This window comes from Escherichia sp. WS1368 (assembly GCF_046487485.1).
Taxonomy (GTDB): domain Bacteria; phylum Pseudomonadota; class Gammaproteobacteria; order Enterobacterales; family Enterobacteriaceae; genus Escherichia; species Escherichia coli.
In genome coordinates this window covers 41902-60631 of sequence record NZ_JBJQJI010000001.1, presented here as the reverse complement: position 1 = coordinate 60631, position 18730 = coordinate 41902, and the positions used below count along the sequence as shown (strand labels likewise).

Annotated in this window: 16 protein-coding genes; 8 read left to right on the top strand and 8 right to left on the bottom strand. The window is 53.1% G+C overall.

Annotated features, from left to right (window positions below):
- Positions 1–61 precede the first annotated feature (61 nt).
- Positions 62–1342: a stationary phase inducible protein CsiE gene (gene csiE / locus ACJHYD_RS00280; RefSeq protein WP_001551465.1), complete on the top strand. Its 1281-nt coding sequence runs from the start codon at positions 62–64 to the stop codon at positions 1340–1342.
- Here csiE and ACJHYD_RS00275 read toward each other — a convergent pair.
- Both ACJHYD_RS00275 and hcaR read right to left on the bottom strand, forming a co-directional pair.
- Positions 1334–2473, bottom strand: a complete 1140-nt coding sequence (locus ACJHYD_RS00275; protein WP_000244186.1) for a 3-phenylpropionate MFS transporter — start codon at positions 2471–2473, stop codon at positions 1334–1336. The two genes, csiE and ACJHYD_RS00275, sit on opposite strands and share 9 nt — an antisense overlap.
- A gap of 159 nt (positions 2474–2632) precedes the next feature.
- On the bottom strand, positions 2633–3523 hold the full coding sequence (hcaR, locus tag ACJHYD_RS00270) for a DNA-binding transcriptional regulator HcaR (RefSeq protein ID WP_001551466.1): 891 nt from the start codon (positions 3521–3523) through the stop codon (positions 2633–2635).
- 135 nt (positions 3524–3658) lie between these two features.
- Here hcaR and hcaE point away from each other — a divergent pair, with 135 nt between their 5' ends.
- From hcaE to ACJHYD_RS00240, 6 genes are all read left to right on the top strand, one after another.
- Positions 3659–5020, top strand: a complete 1362-nt coding sequence (hcaE, locus tag ACJHYD_RS00265) for a 3-phenylpropionate/cinnamic acid dioxygenase subunit alpha (RefSeq protein WP_001551467.1) — start codon at positions 3659–3661, stop codon at positions 5018–5020.
- Positions 5017–5535 carry a 3-phenylpropionate/cinnamic acid dioxygenase subunit beta gene (gene hcaF, locus ACJHYD_RS00260; protein ID WP_001276077.1) on the top strand — a complete coding sequence of 173 codons (519 nt, stop codon included), beginning with the start codon at positions 5017–5019 and terminating at the stop codon, positions 5533–5535. Before hcaE ends, hcaF begins: the two co-directional genes overlap by 4 nt.
- Complete coding sequence (locus tag ACJHYD_RS00255) at positions 5535–5855, top strand: bifunctional 3-phenylpropionate/cinnamic acid dioxygenase ferredoxin subunit (RefSeq protein WP_001080102.1); 321 nt, start codon at positions 5535–5537, stop codon at positions 5853–5855. Before hcaF ends, ACJHYD_RS00255 begins: the two co-directional genes overlap by 1 nt.
- Positions 5852–6664: a 3-phenylpropionate-dihydrodiol/cinnamic acid-dihydrodiol dehydrogenase gene (hcaB, locus tag ACJHYD_RS00250; protein ID WP_001281377.1), complete on the top strand. Its 813-nt coding sequence runs from the start codon at positions 5852–5854 to the stop codon at positions 6662–6664. Before ACJHYD_RS00255 ends, hcaB begins: the two co-directional genes overlap by 4 nt.
- Positions 6665–6673: 9 nt before the next feature.
- Positions 6674–7876, top strand: coding sequence for a phenylpropionate dioxygenase ferredoxin reductase subunit (gene hcaD, locus ACJHYD_RS00245; protein WP_069903729.1), 1203 nt, complete (start codon positions 6674–6676; stop codon positions 7874–7876).
- Positions 7877–7972: 96 nt separating this feature from the next.
- Positions 7973–8395: a DoxX family protein gene (locus ACJHYD_RS00240; protein WP_001094726.1), complete on the top strand. Its 423-nt coding sequence runs from the start codon at positions 7973–7975 to the stop codon at positions 8393–8395.
- A 47-nt stretch (positions 8396–8442) separates the two neighbouring features.
- Here ACJHYD_RS00240 and ACJHYD_RS00235 read toward each other — a convergent pair whose 3' ends face one another.
- The 6 genes from ACJHYD_RS00235 to ACJHYD_RS00210 form a co-directional block, all read right to left on the bottom strand.
- The gene (locus tag ACJHYD_RS00235) at positions 8443–9315 is read right to left on the bottom strand and encodes an aldose 1-epimerase (RefSeq protein ID WP_001551469.1); all 873 of its coding nucleotides are present in this window, start codon (positions 9313–9315) and stop codon (positions 8443–8445) included.
- 11 nt (positions 9316–9326) lie between these two features.
- Positions 9327–10421: a zinc-dependent alcohol dehydrogenase family protein gene (locus ACJHYD_RS00230; RefSeq protein WP_000700790.1), complete on the bottom strand. Its 1095-nt coding sequence runs from the start codon at positions 10419–10421 to the stop codon at positions 9327–9329.
- A gap of 32 nt (positions 10422–10453) precedes the next feature.
- Positions 10454–11452, bottom strand: a complete 999-nt coding sequence (locus ACJHYD_RS00225; protein ID WP_001276664.1) for an ABC transporter permease — start codon at positions 11450–11452, stop codon at positions 10454–10456.
- A gap of 24 nt (positions 11453–11476) precedes the next feature.
- Positions 11477–12988: a sugar ABC transporter ATP-binding protein gene (locus ACJHYD_RS00220; RefSeq protein WP_000493485.1), complete on the bottom strand. Its 1512-nt coding sequence runs from the start codon at positions 12986–12988 to the stop codon at positions 11477–11479.
- A gap of 22 nt (positions 12989–13010) precedes the next feature.
- On the bottom strand, positions 13011–13994 hold the full coding sequence (locus ACJHYD_RS00215; RefSeq protein ID WP_001124890.1) for a substrate-binding domain-containing protein: 984 nt from the start codon (positions 13992–13994) through the stop codon (positions 13011–13013).
- Between the two features lie 96 nt (positions 13995–14090).
- Positions 14091–17372 (bottom strand): DUF5107 domain-containing protein, encoded by a 3282-nt coding sequence (locus tag ACJHYD_RS00210; RefSeq protein WP_001551470.1) that lies wholly within the window; start codon positions 17370–17372, stop codon positions 14091–14093.
- Between the two features lie 117 nt (positions 17373–17489).
- Between ACJHYD_RS00210 and ACJHYD_RS00205 the strand changes: the two genes are divergently transcribed.
- Positions 17490–18683 carry an ROK family protein gene (locus tag ACJHYD_RS00205; RefSeq protein ID WP_001551471.1) on the top strand — a complete coding sequence of 398 codons (1194 nt, stop codon included), beginning with the start codon at positions 17490–17492 and terminating at the stop codon, positions 18681–18683.
- Positions 18684–18730 lie beyond the last annotated feature (47 nt).

Below are 18730 nucleotides of genomic sequence, written 5' to 3'. Positions count from 1 at the left end.
CGCCATTTCCATGAGCAAACTTTAGCTATTCTTATCAATTATGCTTATGGGAGATCTACAGATGATGCCTACGCTTGCTCCACCATCTGTCCTTTCGGCTCCCCAGCGCCGCTGCCAGATCTTGCTGACACTCTTTCAGCCGGGGTTGACCGCCACCACGGCAACTTTCAGCGAGCTTAATGGTGTGGATGATGATATTGCCAGTCTTGATATCAGCGAAACAGGACGTGAGATCCTGCGCTATCATCAACTCACACTGACTACTGGTTATGACGGTAGCTACCGGGTTGAAGGTACAGTGCTTAACCAACGTTTGTGTTTATTTCACTGGCTACGACGTGGTTTCCGTCTGTGTCCGTCATTTATTACCAGCCATTTCACCCCCGCCCTGAAGAGTGAACTGAAGCGGCGCGGAATTGCGCGTAACTTTTACGACGATACCAATCTACAAGCGTTAGTGAATCTCTGCTCCCGACGGCTGCAAAAACGCTTTGAAACACGCGATATTCATTTCCTGTGTCTGTATCTGCAATATTGTTTGCTGCAACACCACGCTGGAATTACGCCTCAGTTTAATCCGCTCCAACGTCGCTGGGCGGAATCCTGCCTTGAATTTCAGGTAGCGCAGGAAATTGGACGCCACTGGCAGCGTCGGGCGCTCCAGCCTGTACCGCCTGATGAGCCACTGTTCATGGCATTACTTTTTTCCATGTTGCGGGTTCCCGATCCACTGCGGGATGCGCATCAGCGGGACAGACAACTGCGTCAGTCTATCAAACGTCTGGTAAACCATTTTCGTGAGCTGGGAAATGTTCGTTTTTATGATGAACAGGGGTTGTGCGATCAGCTTTATACCCACCTCGCCCAGGCGTTAAATCGCAGTTTGTTTGCCATCGGTATTGATAACACCCTGCCGGAAGAGTTCGCCCGCCTGTATCCACGCCTGGTGCGCACCACCCGCGCGGCGCTGACCGGATTTGAAAGTGAATACGGCGTCCATCTTTCTGATGAGGAAAGCGGTCTGGTCGCGGTGATTTTTGGTGCCTGGCTAATGCAGGAAAACGACCTGCATGAGAAACAGATTATTCTACTGACCGGGAATGATAGTGAGCGAGAAGCGCAGATTGAGCAGCAGCTACGCGAACTAACGTTACTGCCGCTCAATATTAAACATATGTCGGTAAAGGTATTTTTGCAGACAGGCGCTCCGCGCAGCGCGGCACTGATTATTGCTCCTTATACCATGCCGTTACCGCTCTTTTCACCACCGCTGATCTATACGGACCTGACGTTGACAACACATCAACAGGAGCAGATCCGCAAAATGCTCGAATCAGCATGAGGGAACAACTTTCGGGCGCAAAAACATTGCCGGAAGCGCCACCAGCGCCATAACCCAGAACACGCCGTGGCCCAGATATTGATACAGGAAACCGGCGAAAACGGTCATGATCGCAATACTGCCGCCCATCGCGACGGCAGAGTAAACCGCCTGTAAACGGATGACTTCGCTACCCTGGCGAGCGGCAATATAGCGCATGGCGGCCAGGTGGCAGACCGTGAAGGTGCCACAATGCAGAATTTGCACCACTATCAACCACGGCAACGCCGTAGTTGCTCCCATAATGCCCCAGCGCACTACGCCGCAAATCGCTGAGATCAACAGCATATCGCGTGCACTACAACGGCGGAAAAGTTTATTACTCAGCGCAAAGATAATGACTTCCGCCACCACGCCCAGCGACCACAAATAGCCCACCGCCGAGGCCGAGTAGCCAGCAGCCTGCCAGTAAATGGCGCTAAAACCGTAATAGGCCGCATGCGCCCCCTGCAATAAACAAACGCAGGCCAGAAAGCGCCAGTTCTGGCGAACCAACGCCAACCACGCAGACCAACCGGTGCTCTCCTGCTGGCGGCTTGCCCCTTGTGGCTGAATCGTCGGACGGATGAGAAAGCCGAGCAGCATGGATGCCACGCCCAACGTCAACAGCGCGAGGATCACCCGATAATCAAACATACTGACCAGTTTGCCCGTCAGCGCCGAGCCAATGACAAACGCTACCGAGCCCCACAGTCGCACTTTGCCGTAATCAAGCGGGAACTGCTTTTGCCACGTATTCGCCAGTGCATCGGTCAACGGTACCAGCGGTGAGAAAAAGAGGTTAAAGCCAATCATCACCAGCATCAGCCACGCTACGTGCGCCCCCGCCCAGAATGCGACAGCAAAGAGAAGTGTCAGCAGTGCCAGCACGCGCAAGGCGGAAATCAGGCGAGAAGGATCGCTGACGCGGGGCGCGATGAGCAAACTCCCGAGAAAACGGGCAACCAAACCTGCCCCCAATAACAGGCCGATGGTTTCTGGCGTTAAACCAATCCCCTTAAGCCAGACGCTCCAGAAAGGTAGAAAAATGCCGTAACTAAAAAAGTATGTGAAATAGCCGAGCGCCAACCAGCGCGTGGATTGCAAAACCATGAGTCCCTCCCGTCAGGAGGCGTTAGTCTGGGGTTAATCGAATGTTGGTGCAAGTTGAAAAATAAGAATATTCGAGCCTGCTTCCCGATGTCTGTAACACCAGTTCACAAGCACTAAAAAACTGCGTTCCGCGACGCATGTTGCAAAAATAATGCGTAATTATACCGTTACGCTTGCCAAACGTTCCTGCACAATGGCGATGAAATCGCGTAATGCCGGCTTCATCTCCCCTTTCTTCCACGCCATCAGTAAAGCAATGGAAGGCACATTTCCGGCAATGGGTCGAAATACCACCTGGCCGGTATTAAAATTATTCATATAACCGGGTATCAAAGTGACGCCCAGCCCCATCCCCACCAGATTCATGGTCACCAGAATATTCGTTGCCACCTGGACGATATTTGGCTGGCTGTTTTCTTGCGCAAACCACGCTTTAACGATCGGCGCAAGCGAACCGGAATACGCTGGATCAGTACTGACGAAATTCACGCCATCCAGTTGCGCGGCAGTGATCTCTTTTTCATGTGCTAAAGGGTGATCAACCGGTAACACCACCACTAATGGTTCGTCAAAAAGCTCCAGATAATCAATCTCCGGGCTATAAACAGGATGGCGCATTAAGCCGACGTCGAGTTCACCACGGCGAATTTTTTCTTCCTGTTCCGTGGTGATTAAACTCACCAGCTCAATTAAGGTGTCTGGCTGTCTGAGACGAAACATCGGTAATACTTTTGGCAGTAAATTCACTTCCGCCGATGGCACAAAGCCAATGGTTAATTGTCTGTCTTCCTGAACAATTTTCCGCGCCCGTAATTTGGCATTTTCCGCTTGTTCGAGGATTGCCAGCGCGTCCTGGAGAAAACATTCTCCCGCCGCCGTCAACGCGACTTTGCGCTTATCCCTCACCAGTAACGGAACACCGACACAGTTTTCAAGATCGCGGATCTGGCTGCTTAACGAAGGCTGTGAGGTATGCAGTTTTTCCGCCGCACGGGTAAAGTTCAGTGCCTGCGCCACTGCGACGAAATAGCGTAAATGCCGTAGTTCCATCACCTTCCCCTTGTTATCGAAAAAACGTCTCAGCTGGTAGAAATTAACTATTTCACATATTAGCAACCAACCAGCAACATCCTTATGGCACAAAAATAGAAGGTCAATACATCTTATCTTTCAGGATTAAAAAATATGACCACACCCTCAGATTTGAACATTTACCAACTGATTGACACCCAAAACGGTCGGGTCACTCCGCGTATTTATACCGACCCGGATATTTACCAACTGGAGCTTGAGCGCATTTTCGGTCGTTGCTGGCTATTTCTCGCCCACGAAAGCCAGATCCCAAAACCTGGTGATTTCTTTAACACCTACATGGGGGAAGATGCGGTTGTCGTAGTGCGTCAGAAAGACGGCAGCATTAAGGCGTTTCTCAACCAATGCCGCCACCGGGCCATGCGTGTGAGTTATGCAGATTGCGGCAACACTCGCGCCTTTACCTGTCCGTATCACGGCTGGTCTTATGGCATTAACGGCGAGTTGATCGATGTACCGCTGGAACCTCGCGCCTACCCACAAGGGTTGTGTAAATCCCACTGGGGACTAAACGAAGTTCCTTGTGTGGAGAGTTATAAAGGGCTGATTTTTGGCAACTGGGATACCAGCGCACCAGGCCTGCGTGATTACCTGGGTGACATTGCCTGGTATCTGGATGGCATGCTGGATCGTCGCGAAGGCGGCACCGAAATTGTCGGCGGTGTACAAAAGTGGGTGATCAACTGCAACTGGAAATTCCCGGCAGAGCAGTTCGCCAGTGACCAATATCATGCTCTGTTCAGCCATGCTTCTGCCGTTCAGGTATTAGGGGCGAAAGATGATGGCAGCGATAAGCGCCTCGGTGATGGACAAACCGCCCGTCCGGTATGGGAAACCGCCAAAGATGCGCTGCAATTTGGTCAGGACGGTCACGGTAGCGGTTTCTTCTTTACTGAAAAACCGGATGCTAATGTCTGGGTCGATGGCGCAGTTTCAAGCTATTACCGCGAAACCTATGCCGAAGCAGAACAACGTTTAGGTGAAGTTCGCGCCCTGCGTCTGGCGGGTCATAACAATATATTCCCCACGCTTTCATGGCTAAACGGCACTGCCACACTCCGCGTCTGGCATCCGCGCGGCCCTGATCAAGTTGAAGTGTGGGCGTTCTGTATTACTGACAAAGCCGCCTCCGATGAAGTTAAAGCCGCTTTCGAAAACAGCGCCACTCGTGCTTTTGGTCCTGCTGGTTTTCTCGAGCAGGATGACTCGGAGAACTGGTGTGAAATCCAGAAATTGCTGAAAGGTCACCGCGCCCGCAACAGCAAACTGTGTCTGGAAATGGGGCTTGGTCAGGAAAAGCGTCGCGACGACAGCATTCCAGGCATTACTAACTATATCTTCTCAGAAACGGCCGCTCGTGGAATGTACCAACGCTGGGCCGATCTCCTGAGTAGCGAAAGCTGGCAGGAAGTGCTCGATAAAACCGCCGCTTACCAGCAGGAGGTGATGAAATGAGTGCGCAAGTTTCACTGGAGTTACATCACCGCATTAGCCAGTTTCTCTTTCACGAAGCCAGTCTGCTGGATGACTGGAAATTTCGTGACTGGCTGGCACAGCTCGACGAAGAGATTCGTTACACCATGCGCACCACGGTTAACGCACAAACGCGCGACCGCCGCAAAGGCGTTCAACCGCCGACAACCTGGATTTTTAATGACACCAAAGACCAGCTGGAACGGCGAATCGCCCGTCTGGAAACCGGCATGGCCTGGGCAGAAGAACCGCCGTCACGCACTCGTCACTTAATCAGCAACTGCCAGGTAAGCGAAACCGACATCCCAAACGTATTTGCCGTGAGGGTGAATTATCTACTTTATCGGGCACAAAAAGAGCGCGATGAAACATTCTATGTTGGAACGCGTTTCGACAAAGTTCGCCGTCTGGAGGACGGGAACTGGCGCTTGCTGGAACGGGATATCGTCCTGGATCAAGCGGTCATCTCCTCCCATAACCTGAGTGTACTGTTCTGATGAATCGAATTTATGCGTGTCCCGTTGCGGATGTGCCGGAGGGTGAGGCTCTCCGGATCGATACCTCGCCCGTCATCGCCCTGTTCAACGTAGGCGGCGAGTTTTATGCCATTAACGATCGTTGCAGCCATGGTAATGCGTCGATGTCAGAAGGGTATCTGGAAGATGACGCCACGGTGGAGTGCCCGCTGCACGCCGCCAGTTTTTGCCTGAAAACGGGGAAAGCGTTATGCCTGCCCGCCACCGATCCGCTAACCACTTATCCAGTACACGTTGAAGGTGGTGACATCTTCATCGACTTACCGGAGGCGCAGCCATGAGCGATCTGCATAACGAGTCCATCTTTATTACCGGCGGCGGATCGGGATTAGGCCTGGCGCTGGTCGAGCGATTTATCGAAGAAGGCGCGCAGGTTGCCACGCTGGAACTGTCGGCGGCAAAAGTCGCCAGTCTGCGTCAGCGATTTGGCGAACATATTCTGGCGGTGGAAGGTAACGTGACCTGCTATGCCGATTATCAACGCGCGGTCGATCAGATCCTGACTCGTTCTGGCAAGCTGGATTGTTTTATCGGCAATGCGGGCATCTGGGATCACAATGCCTCACTGGTTAACACTCCCGCAGAGACGCTCGAAACTGGCTTCCACGAGCTGTTTAACGTCAACGTACTCGGTTACCTGCTGGGCGCAAAAGCCTGCGCTCCGGCGTTAATCGCCAGTGAAGGCAGCATGATTTTCACACTGTCAAATGCCGCCTGGTATCCCGGCGGCGGTGGCCCGCTGTACACCGCCAGTAAACATGCCGCAACCGGACTTATTCGCCAACTGGCTTATGAACTGGCACCGAAAGTGCGGGTGAATGGCGTCGGCCCGTGTGGTATGGCCAGCGACCTGCGCGGCCCACAGGCGCTCGGGCAAAGTGAAACCTCGATAATGCAGTCTCTGACGCCGGAGAAAATTGCCGCCATTTTACCGCTGCAATTTTTCCCGCAACCGGCGGATTTTACGGGTCCGTATGTGATGTTGGCATCGCGGCGCAATAATCGCGCATTAAGCGGTGTGATGATCAACGCTGATGCGGGTTTAGCGATTCGCGGCATTCGCCACGTAGCGGCTGGGCTGGATCTTTAAGGAAGCACGATGAAAGAAAAAACGATCATTATTGTCGGTGGCGGGCAAGCGGCGGCAATGGCTGCGGCCTTGCTACGCCAGCAAGGGTTCACCGGTGAGCTGCATCTGTTTTCCGGTGAGCAACATCTTCCTTATGAACGCCCCCCGCTCTCGAAATCCATGTTGCTGGAAGATTCCCCACAGTTGCAGTCTGTGTTACCCGCTCACTGGTGGCAGGAAAACAATGTTCATCTGCATTCCGGTGTAACCATCAAAACATTGGGCCGCGACACACAAGAGTTAGTGTTAGCTAACGGCGAAAGCTGGCACTGGGATCAGCTTTTTATAGCAACTGGCGCGGCAGCTCGACCGCTGCCGTTGCTTGATGCACTGGGAGAACGCTGCTTTACCCTGCGCCATGCCGGTGATGCCGCCAGACTGCGAGAAGTTCTGCAGCCCGAACGGTCAGTCGTGATTGTCGGTGCCGGAACTATTGGTCTGGAACTGGCTGCCAGCGCCACGCAGCGCGGATGTAAGGTGACAGTGATTGAACTGGCGGCAACCGTCATGGGTCGTAATGCACCACCGCCCGTACAACGCTATCTTTTGCAGCGCCATCAGCAGGCTGGTGTGCACATTCTGCTCAATAATGCCATTGAACATGTGGTCGATGGTGAAAACGTAGAACTGACGCTGCAAAGTGGCGAAACGCTTCGGGCCGATGTGGTGATTTACGGTATTGGTATCAGCGCCAACGACCAACTGGCTCGCGAGGCCAACCTTGATACTACCAATGGCATTGTCATTGATGAGGCTTGCCGCACCTGCGATCCCGCGATCTTTGCCGGTGGCGATGTGGCAATCACCCGTCTTGATAATGGTGCACTACATCGCTGCGAAAGCTGGGAAAACGCCAATAACCAGGCGCAAATTGCCGCTTCCGCAATGTTGGGGCTACCGCTTCCGCGACTGCCGCCGCCGTGGTTCTGGAGCGATCAGTACAGTGATAACTTACAGTTTATTGGTGATATGCGTGGTGATGACTGGCTTTGTCGTGGCAACCCGGAAACTCAGAAGGCGATTTGGTTTAATCTGCAAAACGGCGTGCTTATCGGTGCGGTAACGCTGAATCAGGGGCGTGAGATTCGCTTAATCCGCAAATGGATCCAGAGCGGCAAAACGTTTGATGCGAAACTGCTGACAGATGAGCACATCGCGCTTAAATCACTGTAACCAGGATAATTAGCGAATATCTCAATGCCTGGGGCGTGGCGAGGTGCCAGAGTGTGTATTACGTTTAAATCACATTATCTTGCAAAGGGATTGGTTATGAACACACTACGTTATTTTGATTTTGGAGCTGCCCGCCCCGTTTTGTTATTAATTGCCCGTATCGCCGTGGTCTTAATTTTCATTATTTTTGGTTTTCCCAAAATGATGGGTTTTGACGGTACGGTCCAATATATGGCCTCGCTGGGCGCGCCAATGCCGATGCTGGCAGCGATTATTGCGGTAGTTATGGAAGTGCCCGCCGCGATATTAATCGTGCTTGGCTTTTTCACCCGTCCGCTGGCGGTGCTGTTTATTTTCTACACGCTGGGTACAGCGGTAATTGGTCACCATTACTGGGATATGACCGGCGATGCGGTTGGGCCAAATATGATTAATTTCTGGAAAAATGTCAGTATCGCTGGCGCATTCCTGCTGTTGGCAATTACCGGGCCGGGGGCAATTTCTCTCGATCGGCGTTAGGAAAGATGCCGGATGCGGCGTGAACGCCTTATCCGGCATTTTATAAATTACAGTAACGCAACCCGCAACGACATCTCTGAAGTTGTTGATTCCCCTGGTGCAAGCGCAATGAGATCACCCCCTTCCGGGCGATGATGGTCATCCGGCGCATGGCTCATCGGTTCCAGACAGAAGAAATCAAACGCATATCCTTTATCAAACGCCGGGTCGGAAACAAAGATGAAATAACATGGTGCAGGTGGCGTCGTTTCCATGATGATGGCATAACCCTCCTGCGGCTGCTCGATGCGGGCCTGACCATTCCATCCGGCAAAGCCATTGTTCACCCACTGGTGCGGCAACGGCGCGAGCTGGTTGAAATCCAGCTCCTGCGGTAGCTGCTCGCAAAACTCACCCGCCAGCCACTGCTCCCGCTCCAGCCAGTAACCGCTCGCCTGCGCCTGAATCCGCGTTTGTGGTGACAACGGAAAATAAGGATGCCAGCCGGTACCAAATGGCAGCGTCTCTGTCCCTTGATTGGTGACAGAGAGCGTCACCGTCAGCGTATCTGCCGTTAAATGAAACGCCTGACTTACCCGATAGTGATAAACACCGCTGCGATGTTCATACACCAGACACAAGCTATCTTCGCTGCGCGAGACACATTGCCACTGCCCCAGCCAGCCGTCGCCGTGCAGATAGTGCGCATCCCACTCAACATTCGGTTGCAGTTGATACTCACGCCCCTGCCAGACAAAACGATTGCCGCTCACCCGGTTTGCAAACGGCACCAGCGGAAAACAGGAGGCATCGGTTGCCACACCGCTTTTTTTACCGGGACGTAAGAGCGGCGTCGCGTCACGCCAGAAGCCTTCGATGACGCCGCCCCGGTCAGAAACGTCCAGCTCTAGCGGCCCGTGAGATAACGTATAGATGGTCATCCGCTGACTCCTTAATCCGGGAAGTTAATCACAACTTTCCCGCATTTACCGCTCGCCATCAGCGCATAGGCATCTCCTGCCTGTTCCAGCGTGAAGCGATGGGTAATGGCATTACGCGGCCACAGTTTCCAGTCCGTTAAATCGTGGGCGCATTTTTCCATATGGAACAGACTGGTCACCCAGGAGCCAATAATCCGCCGTTGATGATGCATCAGATCGGCGCTAACCTCGAACTCCACTTTTCCGGTTTCCCCGATGTAAACCACCCGTCCCCAGTCAGCAGTGGATTGCAACGCCAGTAAGCGACCTGCGGCATTACCGGAACAATCGAGCGCAACATCCGCGCCACCGTGGGTGAGTTCGGCGATAATCTGCGGCAGACCTTCGGTGGTTGCTAAATAGCCGTGATCCATCACCCCTAACTGTTTCGCCATCGCCAGACGTTCCGGCAGCATATCAACGCCGATGATCCTTTTTGCACCGCGACCTTTCGCCAGCATCATCGCCATCATGCCGACCGGCCCCAGACCGACCACCAGCACGTTATCGCTGCCGGAAACTTCGCCGCGCAAAATCCCTTCATAGGCCGTGCCAACGCCGCAACTAATAAACGCACCATCTTCGTAGCTCAGCGCATCCGGCAGGAGGATCAGATCTTTTTCTTCCGCCAGCAAGTATTCGGCATGACCGCCGTCACGCTGCCAGCCGTAAGCCGCTTTTCCTTCGCCAGTACAAGAAATAGGAAAACCGCGACGGCAGTTCGGGCAAAAACCACAGCCAGAAATGTGATACACCAGCACGCGGTCGCCCTCTTTAAAATGGCGGCAGCCTTGCCCCATCGCCACAATTTGCCCGCACGGTTCATGACCGTTGATAAATCCCTGGTATAACGGTTTATCGGGTGCCGCTGCCGTGGCACGGTGTTGATGATAGATATAGTGGACATCACTTCCGCAAATCCCGGAGGATTTCATTTTGATCAGTACCTGGTTAATCCCCGGCGTCGGCACCGCAACTTCCCGCAGATCGACGGTCGAATTTCCTGGTAAATAAGCTGCCAGCATCGTTTTCATAAATCCCTCATTAACAATACGATTAATTTTCATCCCTGCCGCACCCGCGCCAGGGGCGTTAAGGTTTAGCGTTTCGCTTTACTGCTACGCTGGGTCAGCAAGATATTCGCCAGCACCGCCACCACGATGATGACGCCGCGCACCACCTGCTGGAAAAAGGAGTTAATCCCGAGCAGCACCAGACCGTTACCGATTAGCGTAATCACCAACACACCAAGCAATGTACCAAACAGGGAACCGCGACCACCGGAAAGCGCCGTACCGCCAACCACGACCGCGGCGATGACGTCAAACTCCAGACCGTTTGCGGCACCTGCGTTACCGGAACCGAGGCGCGCCGCCAACAAAATGCCGGTCACCGCTGCTAATAATCCCGAAAGGGTAAAAATAAGAATGCGTACCCGACGAACGTTAATACCGCACAACTGTGCTGCAGTGGCATTACCGCCAACAGCAAAAACCGAGCGCCCGAAGGCGGTTTTGCGGCTAATGAACACAAACAGCGCAAATAACACCATCATGATCAGCGCGGATACCGGCACACCGAGAAATTGTCCCCCCAGCCAGTCCAGCACTTCGTTTTCGTCAATCGGCACTGGCAAGGCGTTCGTCATAAACAGCCCCATTCCGCGCAGGGCGCTCCACAGCCCCAGCGTGGCCACGAAACTTGGCACGTTAAACACGCCGCGCAGCACCCCGGCGAGCGTTCCCATCAGCGCGCCTAACAGCAACACCAGCAGACAAGCAATCGCCAACGGAACTTCAAATTGCAGCAAAAATGCCAGGCACACCGAGACAAAAGCCACCATCGGCCCAACGCTGACATCAATTTCACCGGAGATAATAATCAGCGTCATCGCCCAGGCGGCAATCCCAATGGTGGCGGCATCGCGCAGCACGTTCATCTGGTTATTCAATGAGATAAAACCCGGCGCGTTCAGAGAAAAGACCAGATAAAGAATGGCGATCACCACCAGCAAACCGATCTCATTAATATGGCGACTGACAAATTGTTTGAGCGAGACGCTCTTGCCCTGCGGCAATGGTAATGACGAAGCAGACATCTTCAGGTTCCTCGGTAAAATTCATCAGTGCACAGACAGAATGGCGGACATCAGCTCATCCACATTGACCGGCGAGTGAAACTCCTGCGAGAACGTACCGTGCTGTAATAACAGGATGCGGTCACACACCAGCGGCAACTCCTCCACTTCACTGGAGATAAACACCACGCTTTTTCCTTCGGCAGCCAGCTCGCGGACAATACGGTAAATCTGCTGTTTGGCTTCGATATCGACGCCACGCGTTGGCTCGTCGAGCAACAAAATCTGGCTGGCGGCATAGACCCAACGACCGATCACCACTTTTTGCTGATTGCCGCCAGAAAGCGTGCCGATGGGCGTTTCGCTACTGGCGGCCTTGACCGTCATCCGCTGCATCACCTCTTCGGTCAGGCGGCGGATGGTGGACCATTGCAGCACACCGTTGGCGCTGATTTTTTGCCGATTGGTCAGCACTGTATTTTCGTCAACGCCCAGCCAGGGAATGATCCCCGCTTCTTTGCGGTTTTCTGGCGTATAGCCAATGCCGCGTTTCAGCATGTCGCCGTAATCGGGGCGCGTGATTTTCTCGCCGTTGATAACAATTTCGCCCTGTTCATACGTCTCCAGCCCAACTATGGCTTTCAACAATTCACTGCGCCCTGCCCCCAGCAGGCCAGCAATGCCGAGTACTTCGCCACGACGGAGCGTAAAGCTGATATCCTCCAGCTTGGGCTTATGGCGTAACGCACGGACTTCCAGCACGGCCTGATCGACAATTTCCTGAGGGGAAACCGGCGCAATATCAACGTGATCGCGCCCGAGCATTAGCGACACAATATGATGCGTGGAGGTGTTTTCGAGCATCACATCGCCCGCCACCTGACCATCGCGCATAACGGTGGCACAGGAGGCAATGCGGCGGATTTCTTCCATCCGGTGGCTGACATAAATCACCGCCACGCCCAGTGCCGACATCTTTTTCACCGCGCTGATCACCAGTTCAACTTCCGCACTGGCAAGCGAACTGGTAGGTTCATCAAGAATGACCACGCGCGGCTCGCCCTTCATCACCCGCGCAATTTCCACCAGCTGCTTTTGTGCCGGGCTTAGCGTTGAAACAAGTTGTTCAGGGCTAACGTCAACGCCCAGCGCCTGTAAGCAACGTTGGGCATCCTGCGCCATTTGCAGGTAATCAATCATGCCGTTGCGGCGGGGCCACTGACCGAGGCAGAGGTTTTCCGCCACAGTCAGTCCCTCCACCAGACTTAACTCCTGATAAACCGCACGAACCCCCAGTTCAGCGGCACGGCGAGTCAACGTAGCTTCGTCACCTTCCAGTCGCGTCTCGCCAATCCAGATATCACCGCTATCCGGACGTTCACTGCCGGTAAGCATTCGAATGAGGGTCGATTTGCCCGCGCCGTTTTTGCCTAACAGCGCACGAACTTCGCCTTTATTGAGCGTGAAGTTAACGTTATCCAACGCAACGACGCCGGGATAACGCTTATTTCCTGCCACCACTTTTGCTACCGGGACTGCCTCTGTTGCCGTGAACATAGGGACCTCTGCGAATCAGCGATTAGGGCAGACCATCAACGTGCGTTGCCAGCCACTGTTTACCGTCTTCCGTTTTGGTATAGAGATCGATTGGCACCTGAATCACTTTTTCACCGTCGGCTTGTTTATTGATAACCTTCAAAGTTTGCGCGAAAACAGCATTGCCCATTTTCTTACCGGAAATATCCACCACCGCTTTCAGCACCTGATTGTTTTCCAGCTCCTGAGCAATTTCAGTGGTCATATCCGAACCGAAAACAGCAATTTTTCCGGCCTGATTTTGATTACGTACCGCTTTTACCGCGCCGAGTGTCGCACCGCCCGATTCCCCCATAATGGCGTTGAGATCCGACGTGGAGATAATTAGTTTTTCACCAACGGAAATCGCTTTATCTAAAACAGTCCCTTCCTGATTAGCGACAATTTGCGCGCCGGGAACGCGGGCTTTTAATACTTCTTCAAACCCTTTACGTCGTTGCACACAAACTTCAAAGGCTTCGCAATTGATGACGGCAATTTTCGGCTGGTCAATTTTGTTGGCAATAAAATAATCGGCGGCAGCGTTACCCAGTTTTTTACCAAATTCCAGCGGGTCACCAACCAGATATGCCGAGACATATTTATCGACACCCTTTTGATTAATACAGGTGTTGTAGCAAATCACCGGAATACCCGCTTCACTGGCGCGACGAACGGTACGGCTACTGCCATTTTCAGATACTGCCGATAAAATAATGGCATCGACATTACGCGCCACGAGGGTATCTACAAAAGTACTTTCTTTCGAAATATCGCCCTGGGCGTTAGTTTCAATTAACTGTACCTGTACTGAAGAATCTTTTGCCGCATCCTGAACGCCCTGACGCACGCCAGCGTAATATCCCTGGGTATCAAGGTATATTGCACCAATGGTCATTTCTTTATCCGCTGCCCTGGCAAATAGAGCGCTACCTAATAGCGTAGCCATTAATAATAGATTACGGGTTGTTCTCATTTTTTTAGGCATAGTGCCTCCTGTAGGGTTTTTATTTACAACGGCTTATTCTAATTATTTTGTGATGAGCGGCAGCGCGTGCCGCTCAAATATTACAGTTAATAAGGTTTAGTGAACGCGGTTAAAAATAAAAGGCATCACGGTGGTGAATAATGCTGCTTTCGGCCAGGCCGGATTAATCGCCGTCAATTCAGCGCGAGCAGATTCATATTGCGCAACCTCCCCTAGTCCCGCGGACGCCAGCATCGCCACCATCAGGCATTTTTCTTTATGCTGCTGTTGTAAATCGCCATACAGCGACAACAGGTCAGGTTGCGAGACGGCAAAGAAATCCGCTTCGATACTGGTTTTCGCCATCTCTTGCGCCCACAGTTTCATTTCACTAAACAGTTGCTGTGCGGTGTGTTGTTCGCCCAGCAGTCGCAGCGCCATTCCTTGCCAGAAGAGATAATCAACCGGCTGATCGTTGTAATAACTGTGGATGTTAATGGTGCGATCGCCGGTCGCCGCCAGACGTAAACAACGCGTCGCTTCAGTTTCATCGCCCTGCGCGTTGGCGCATATCGCCTGCCAGAACCAGATGTCGTTATCAGTTTGCCCCGGTAAACGGCCTTCGCTTAAATTCTCCGGATAATGCAGCGCGGCATGAAGCAGTTCGCTGGCCTGCTGCGGCTCTCTGGCATCAAGATGCTGCCAGGCGCGTAATAACTGGTTGAGGATAAACTGACTGGTGATCTTCCCTTCCCCGCCTTCCCACGGGTGGAATTTGCGCGTGGCGAGAATGTCCGCCGCTTTGTCTGCCTGACCCGTGAGATGCCACAAATTGAGCAGTTCTGCGGTCATGTCGTCGCGTTTCAGCGCAATTTCCAGATTATTTTCCAGACGCGCCAGTCGTTTCTCCGGTGTGGCTCCACTTAACTTATCCAGCAAATCCCGTTCGAAAAGCAGACGTGCATCCTGCGGCGCAAGCTGATAAGCATTATCAAGATAACGCGCGGCCAGCTCATAATCGTGTTGCTTATTCCACGCATGGATCGCTAACCCGCGCCAACCGTCGGCAAACTCCGGCGACATCTCTACGCAACGTTGCCATAAAGTAATGGCTTTGTTGTAGCTGCGCTTGTTGTAGTAGAAGCAGGCCAGTAAATGACGGGCAAACCAGCACTCTTCAATACTCTCCAGCGCCGCCACTTCTTCCAGCGTATTCGGGAAACGGACAAACTGCGGGAAGACATCAATGGCTTTTGCGACCAGTTCGCCGCGTTCGGCTTTCGGCAGCAAGCTGGCTTGCAGGTAAAGCGGCAGCGTGCGCTGGCAGTCCAGTGCGTTCAGCATCTCTGCCGCCAGGGTGGGCATTCCCCAGTTAATCAGTTGCCCGGCGGTCATCAGGGCGTTAACGTCGCGTCCCTGACACAGACCGCGCCACTGCGCGAGGGCTGATTCGCTACGACCATCGAACCAGTTCAGCCACCACAGAGTGGCGTTCAGCGGATAATCGCGCAGCAGTTTCTCGCGCTGCAAACGCGCGTTGTCCTGACGACCACTTAACACCAGCAGCAGATTATGCAGGCAAAGCACTTCCTGATTGGTTGGGCAGGCGCGAAGACTTTGTTGGCAAAAATCCAGACCAGCATCGAAGTGACCATTACGCGTCGCCAGTCGTGCCAGACCATAATAGCCGCCTGCTTTACTATTGCCGCTCCAGACCGCACGCCAGAAATCCTCTTCGGCTTGTTGATATTGTCCCTGACGTTCGTAAGCACTGGCGCGAATCAAACTGGCCTGTCCGCACTGCGGATTTTTGTTCAGCGCATGTGCGCGTTTCAGCGCCTGAGTGGCATACGCCACCGCTTGCGGGAAATCGGCGCGGTTATATTCCAGCATCGCCAGCGCCAGGTTACAGCGATAATCCAGCGGATCCAGCGCCACGCCGCGCAGGTAGTAATCGAACGGTGAACGGCTGGCGTGATGATATTGCTCCAGATGCTGACCGATAAACCAGGCTTCATCTGTACTGGTAATGTCTTGTGCTGCCAGTGGCGCTTTGGCGACGTCCGGCAACGGCAACTCTTGCGGCTGATGTTCCTGATAACTCAGTATGATATTGCCGTCGGCATCGGAGAGTTCAATGGTCAGCCTTTCAGGATTGATACCGTGCAACACGCCCTGGATGGCGGTCGCTGGTGTCAGGGCCACGGCATCATCGAGTAACGCGTTGCATTTGCCGATTTCGCGGATCGCCAGACGGTATCCTTTCAACGGAGAGATGGCATACAGCCCCCACTCAATCCCCCGCTCACTACGCTGGAGTTTTATCACCGCATCGCGGGAGGCATTTTGCACAATGCCCAGAGAATGATAAGGCAGGAAATACTGCTCGAAACGCTTCTCTTCGTACGCATCAAGCCAGGTAAAATCAGGCTGGTTATCGGCAAAAATACCGGTCATCAGTTCGATATACGGGCCGTTATTGTCGGTCAGACTCTTATCCCACGCCTGGCCAAATTCACTGTGTCCCCAACTCCACTGTTTTTTACCTGGCGCAATATGGTGGTTGGCAACGTGCAGCAAACCGCCATCTTCATCGTGACACCACGCGCCAACAAAATCGTACTGTGATTTTTCAGCCATATATGAGGTTGGAACAGGCACATTTTTATAGCGAGAAATGTCCACTCCAGCGGAGTAGTCCACTTTGTAGTAAGTGCCGGTGGCGATGGGGAAAGCAGAGACGGCCCGTTTGCCGTGATCAAACACCGCAGTCACATCCGGTGGGAAAACGCTCTGATGCCCTTCACCCCCTTTCACTGCCGGGTTGGCCCACCACAAGAAATGACGCGGCGTGGCGTTGCCGTTATAGACGCGGCTGGCGATTTCCAGCGCCGCCCGGTCAGGACGCAGGGTGAAACCTGTCATCACCTGTAAACCATGCATCGGCTCCGTTTCGCCTACCCACACGGTTTGTGCGCCGTCTTCATGGGCTTCGAGGGTGAAATCAACGGGCATAAAGGTGGTCGGGCGATGGTGTTGCGGCCAGTTAAACTCAATCCCGCCGGAGATCCACGGTCCCAGCAGCCCCACCAGCGCCGGTTTAATGACTTCATTGTGATAGACAAAATCGCGCTGTTTCACTTTATCCCACGCGCGATGCACCCGACCGCCCAGTTCCGGCAGGATCATCACTTTGATGTAGTCGTTTTCCAGCCACACCGCCTGCCAGGATTTCAGGGTTTTCTGCTCGCTCAGCGTATCGGTCACGCCGTAGGGATAAACCGCGCCGGACGATCCCTGATAAACGCGATTTTCCAGGAACATGGGATGTATATCCTGCGGCCCGGTTTCATAGGTCGGGATCTCAACGCGCTCTTGCCACACTTTTACTGGAGTCATGGTGCCCTCAATATTAACAAGACATACTGAATTAAAAGATTTGTGGCAGTGTATTGAACAATCTGGCAATGTTTTCGCGGAATAATCACGCAATTAACTAAACAAGGTTTAGTGAAGATGAGAGCCTGCATTAATAATCAACAGATTCGCCACCATAACAAATGCGTGATTCTGGAACTGCTGTACCGGCAAAAGCGCGCCAATAAATCAACCCTGGCCCGGCTGGCGCAAATTTCGATTCCGGCGGTCAGTAATATTTTGCAGGAACTGGAAAGCGAAAAACGGGTGGTGAATATCGACGATGAAAGCCAGACGCGCGGGCATAGTAGCGGTACATGGCTGATTGCGCCGGAAGGTGACTGGACGCTGTGCCTGAACGTGACGCCTACCAGTATTGAGTGTCAGGTCGCTAACGCCTGTTTAAGTCCGAAAGGCGAATTTGAGTATTTACAGATTGATGCACCGACGCCGCAGGCGCTGCTGTCCGAAATCGAAAAATGCTGGCATCGCCACCGTAAATTGTGGCCGGACCGTACCATCAACCTGGCGCTGGCAATCCACGGTCAGGTTGATCCGGTGACTGGCGTGTCGCAAACCATGCCGCAAGCACCGTGGACAACGCCGGTTGAGGTGAAGTATCTGCTGGAAGAGAAGCTCGGCATTCGGGTGATGGTCGATAATGACTGCGTGATGCTGGCGCTGGCGGAGAAATGGCAAAATAATTCGCAGGGCCGGGATTTCTGCGTGATCAACGTTGATTACGGTATTGGCTCGTCGTTCGTGATTAACGAGCAAATTTATCGCGGCAGTTTGTATGGTAGCGGACAGATTGGTCACACCATCGTTAATCCGGATGGCGTCGTCTGCGACTGCGGACGTTATGGCTGCCTGGAAACCGTCGCCTCGTTAAGCGCATTAAAAAAACAGGCGCGGGTATGGCTAAAATCACAACCGGTTAATACTCAGCTTGATCCTGAAAAACTGACAACAGCGCAGTTAATCGCTGCCTGGCAGAGTGGAGAACCGTGGATCACCAGCTGGGTTGATCGCTCTGCCAATGCCATTGGTTTGAGTCTGTATAACTTCCTCAACATCCTCAATATTAATCAGATTTGGTTGTACGGTCGCAGTTGTGCCTTTGGTGAGCACTGGCTTAATACCATTATTCGCCAGACGGGATTTAACCCGTTCGACCGCGACGAAGGACCGAGTGTGAAAGCGACGAAAATTGGCTTTGGGCAATTAAGCCGCGCACAACAGGTGCTGGGGATTGGCTATTTGTATGTTGAGGCGCAGTTACGGCAGATTTGATGGCGCGATAACGTAGAAAGGCTTCCCAAAGGAAGCCTTTTTTCAAC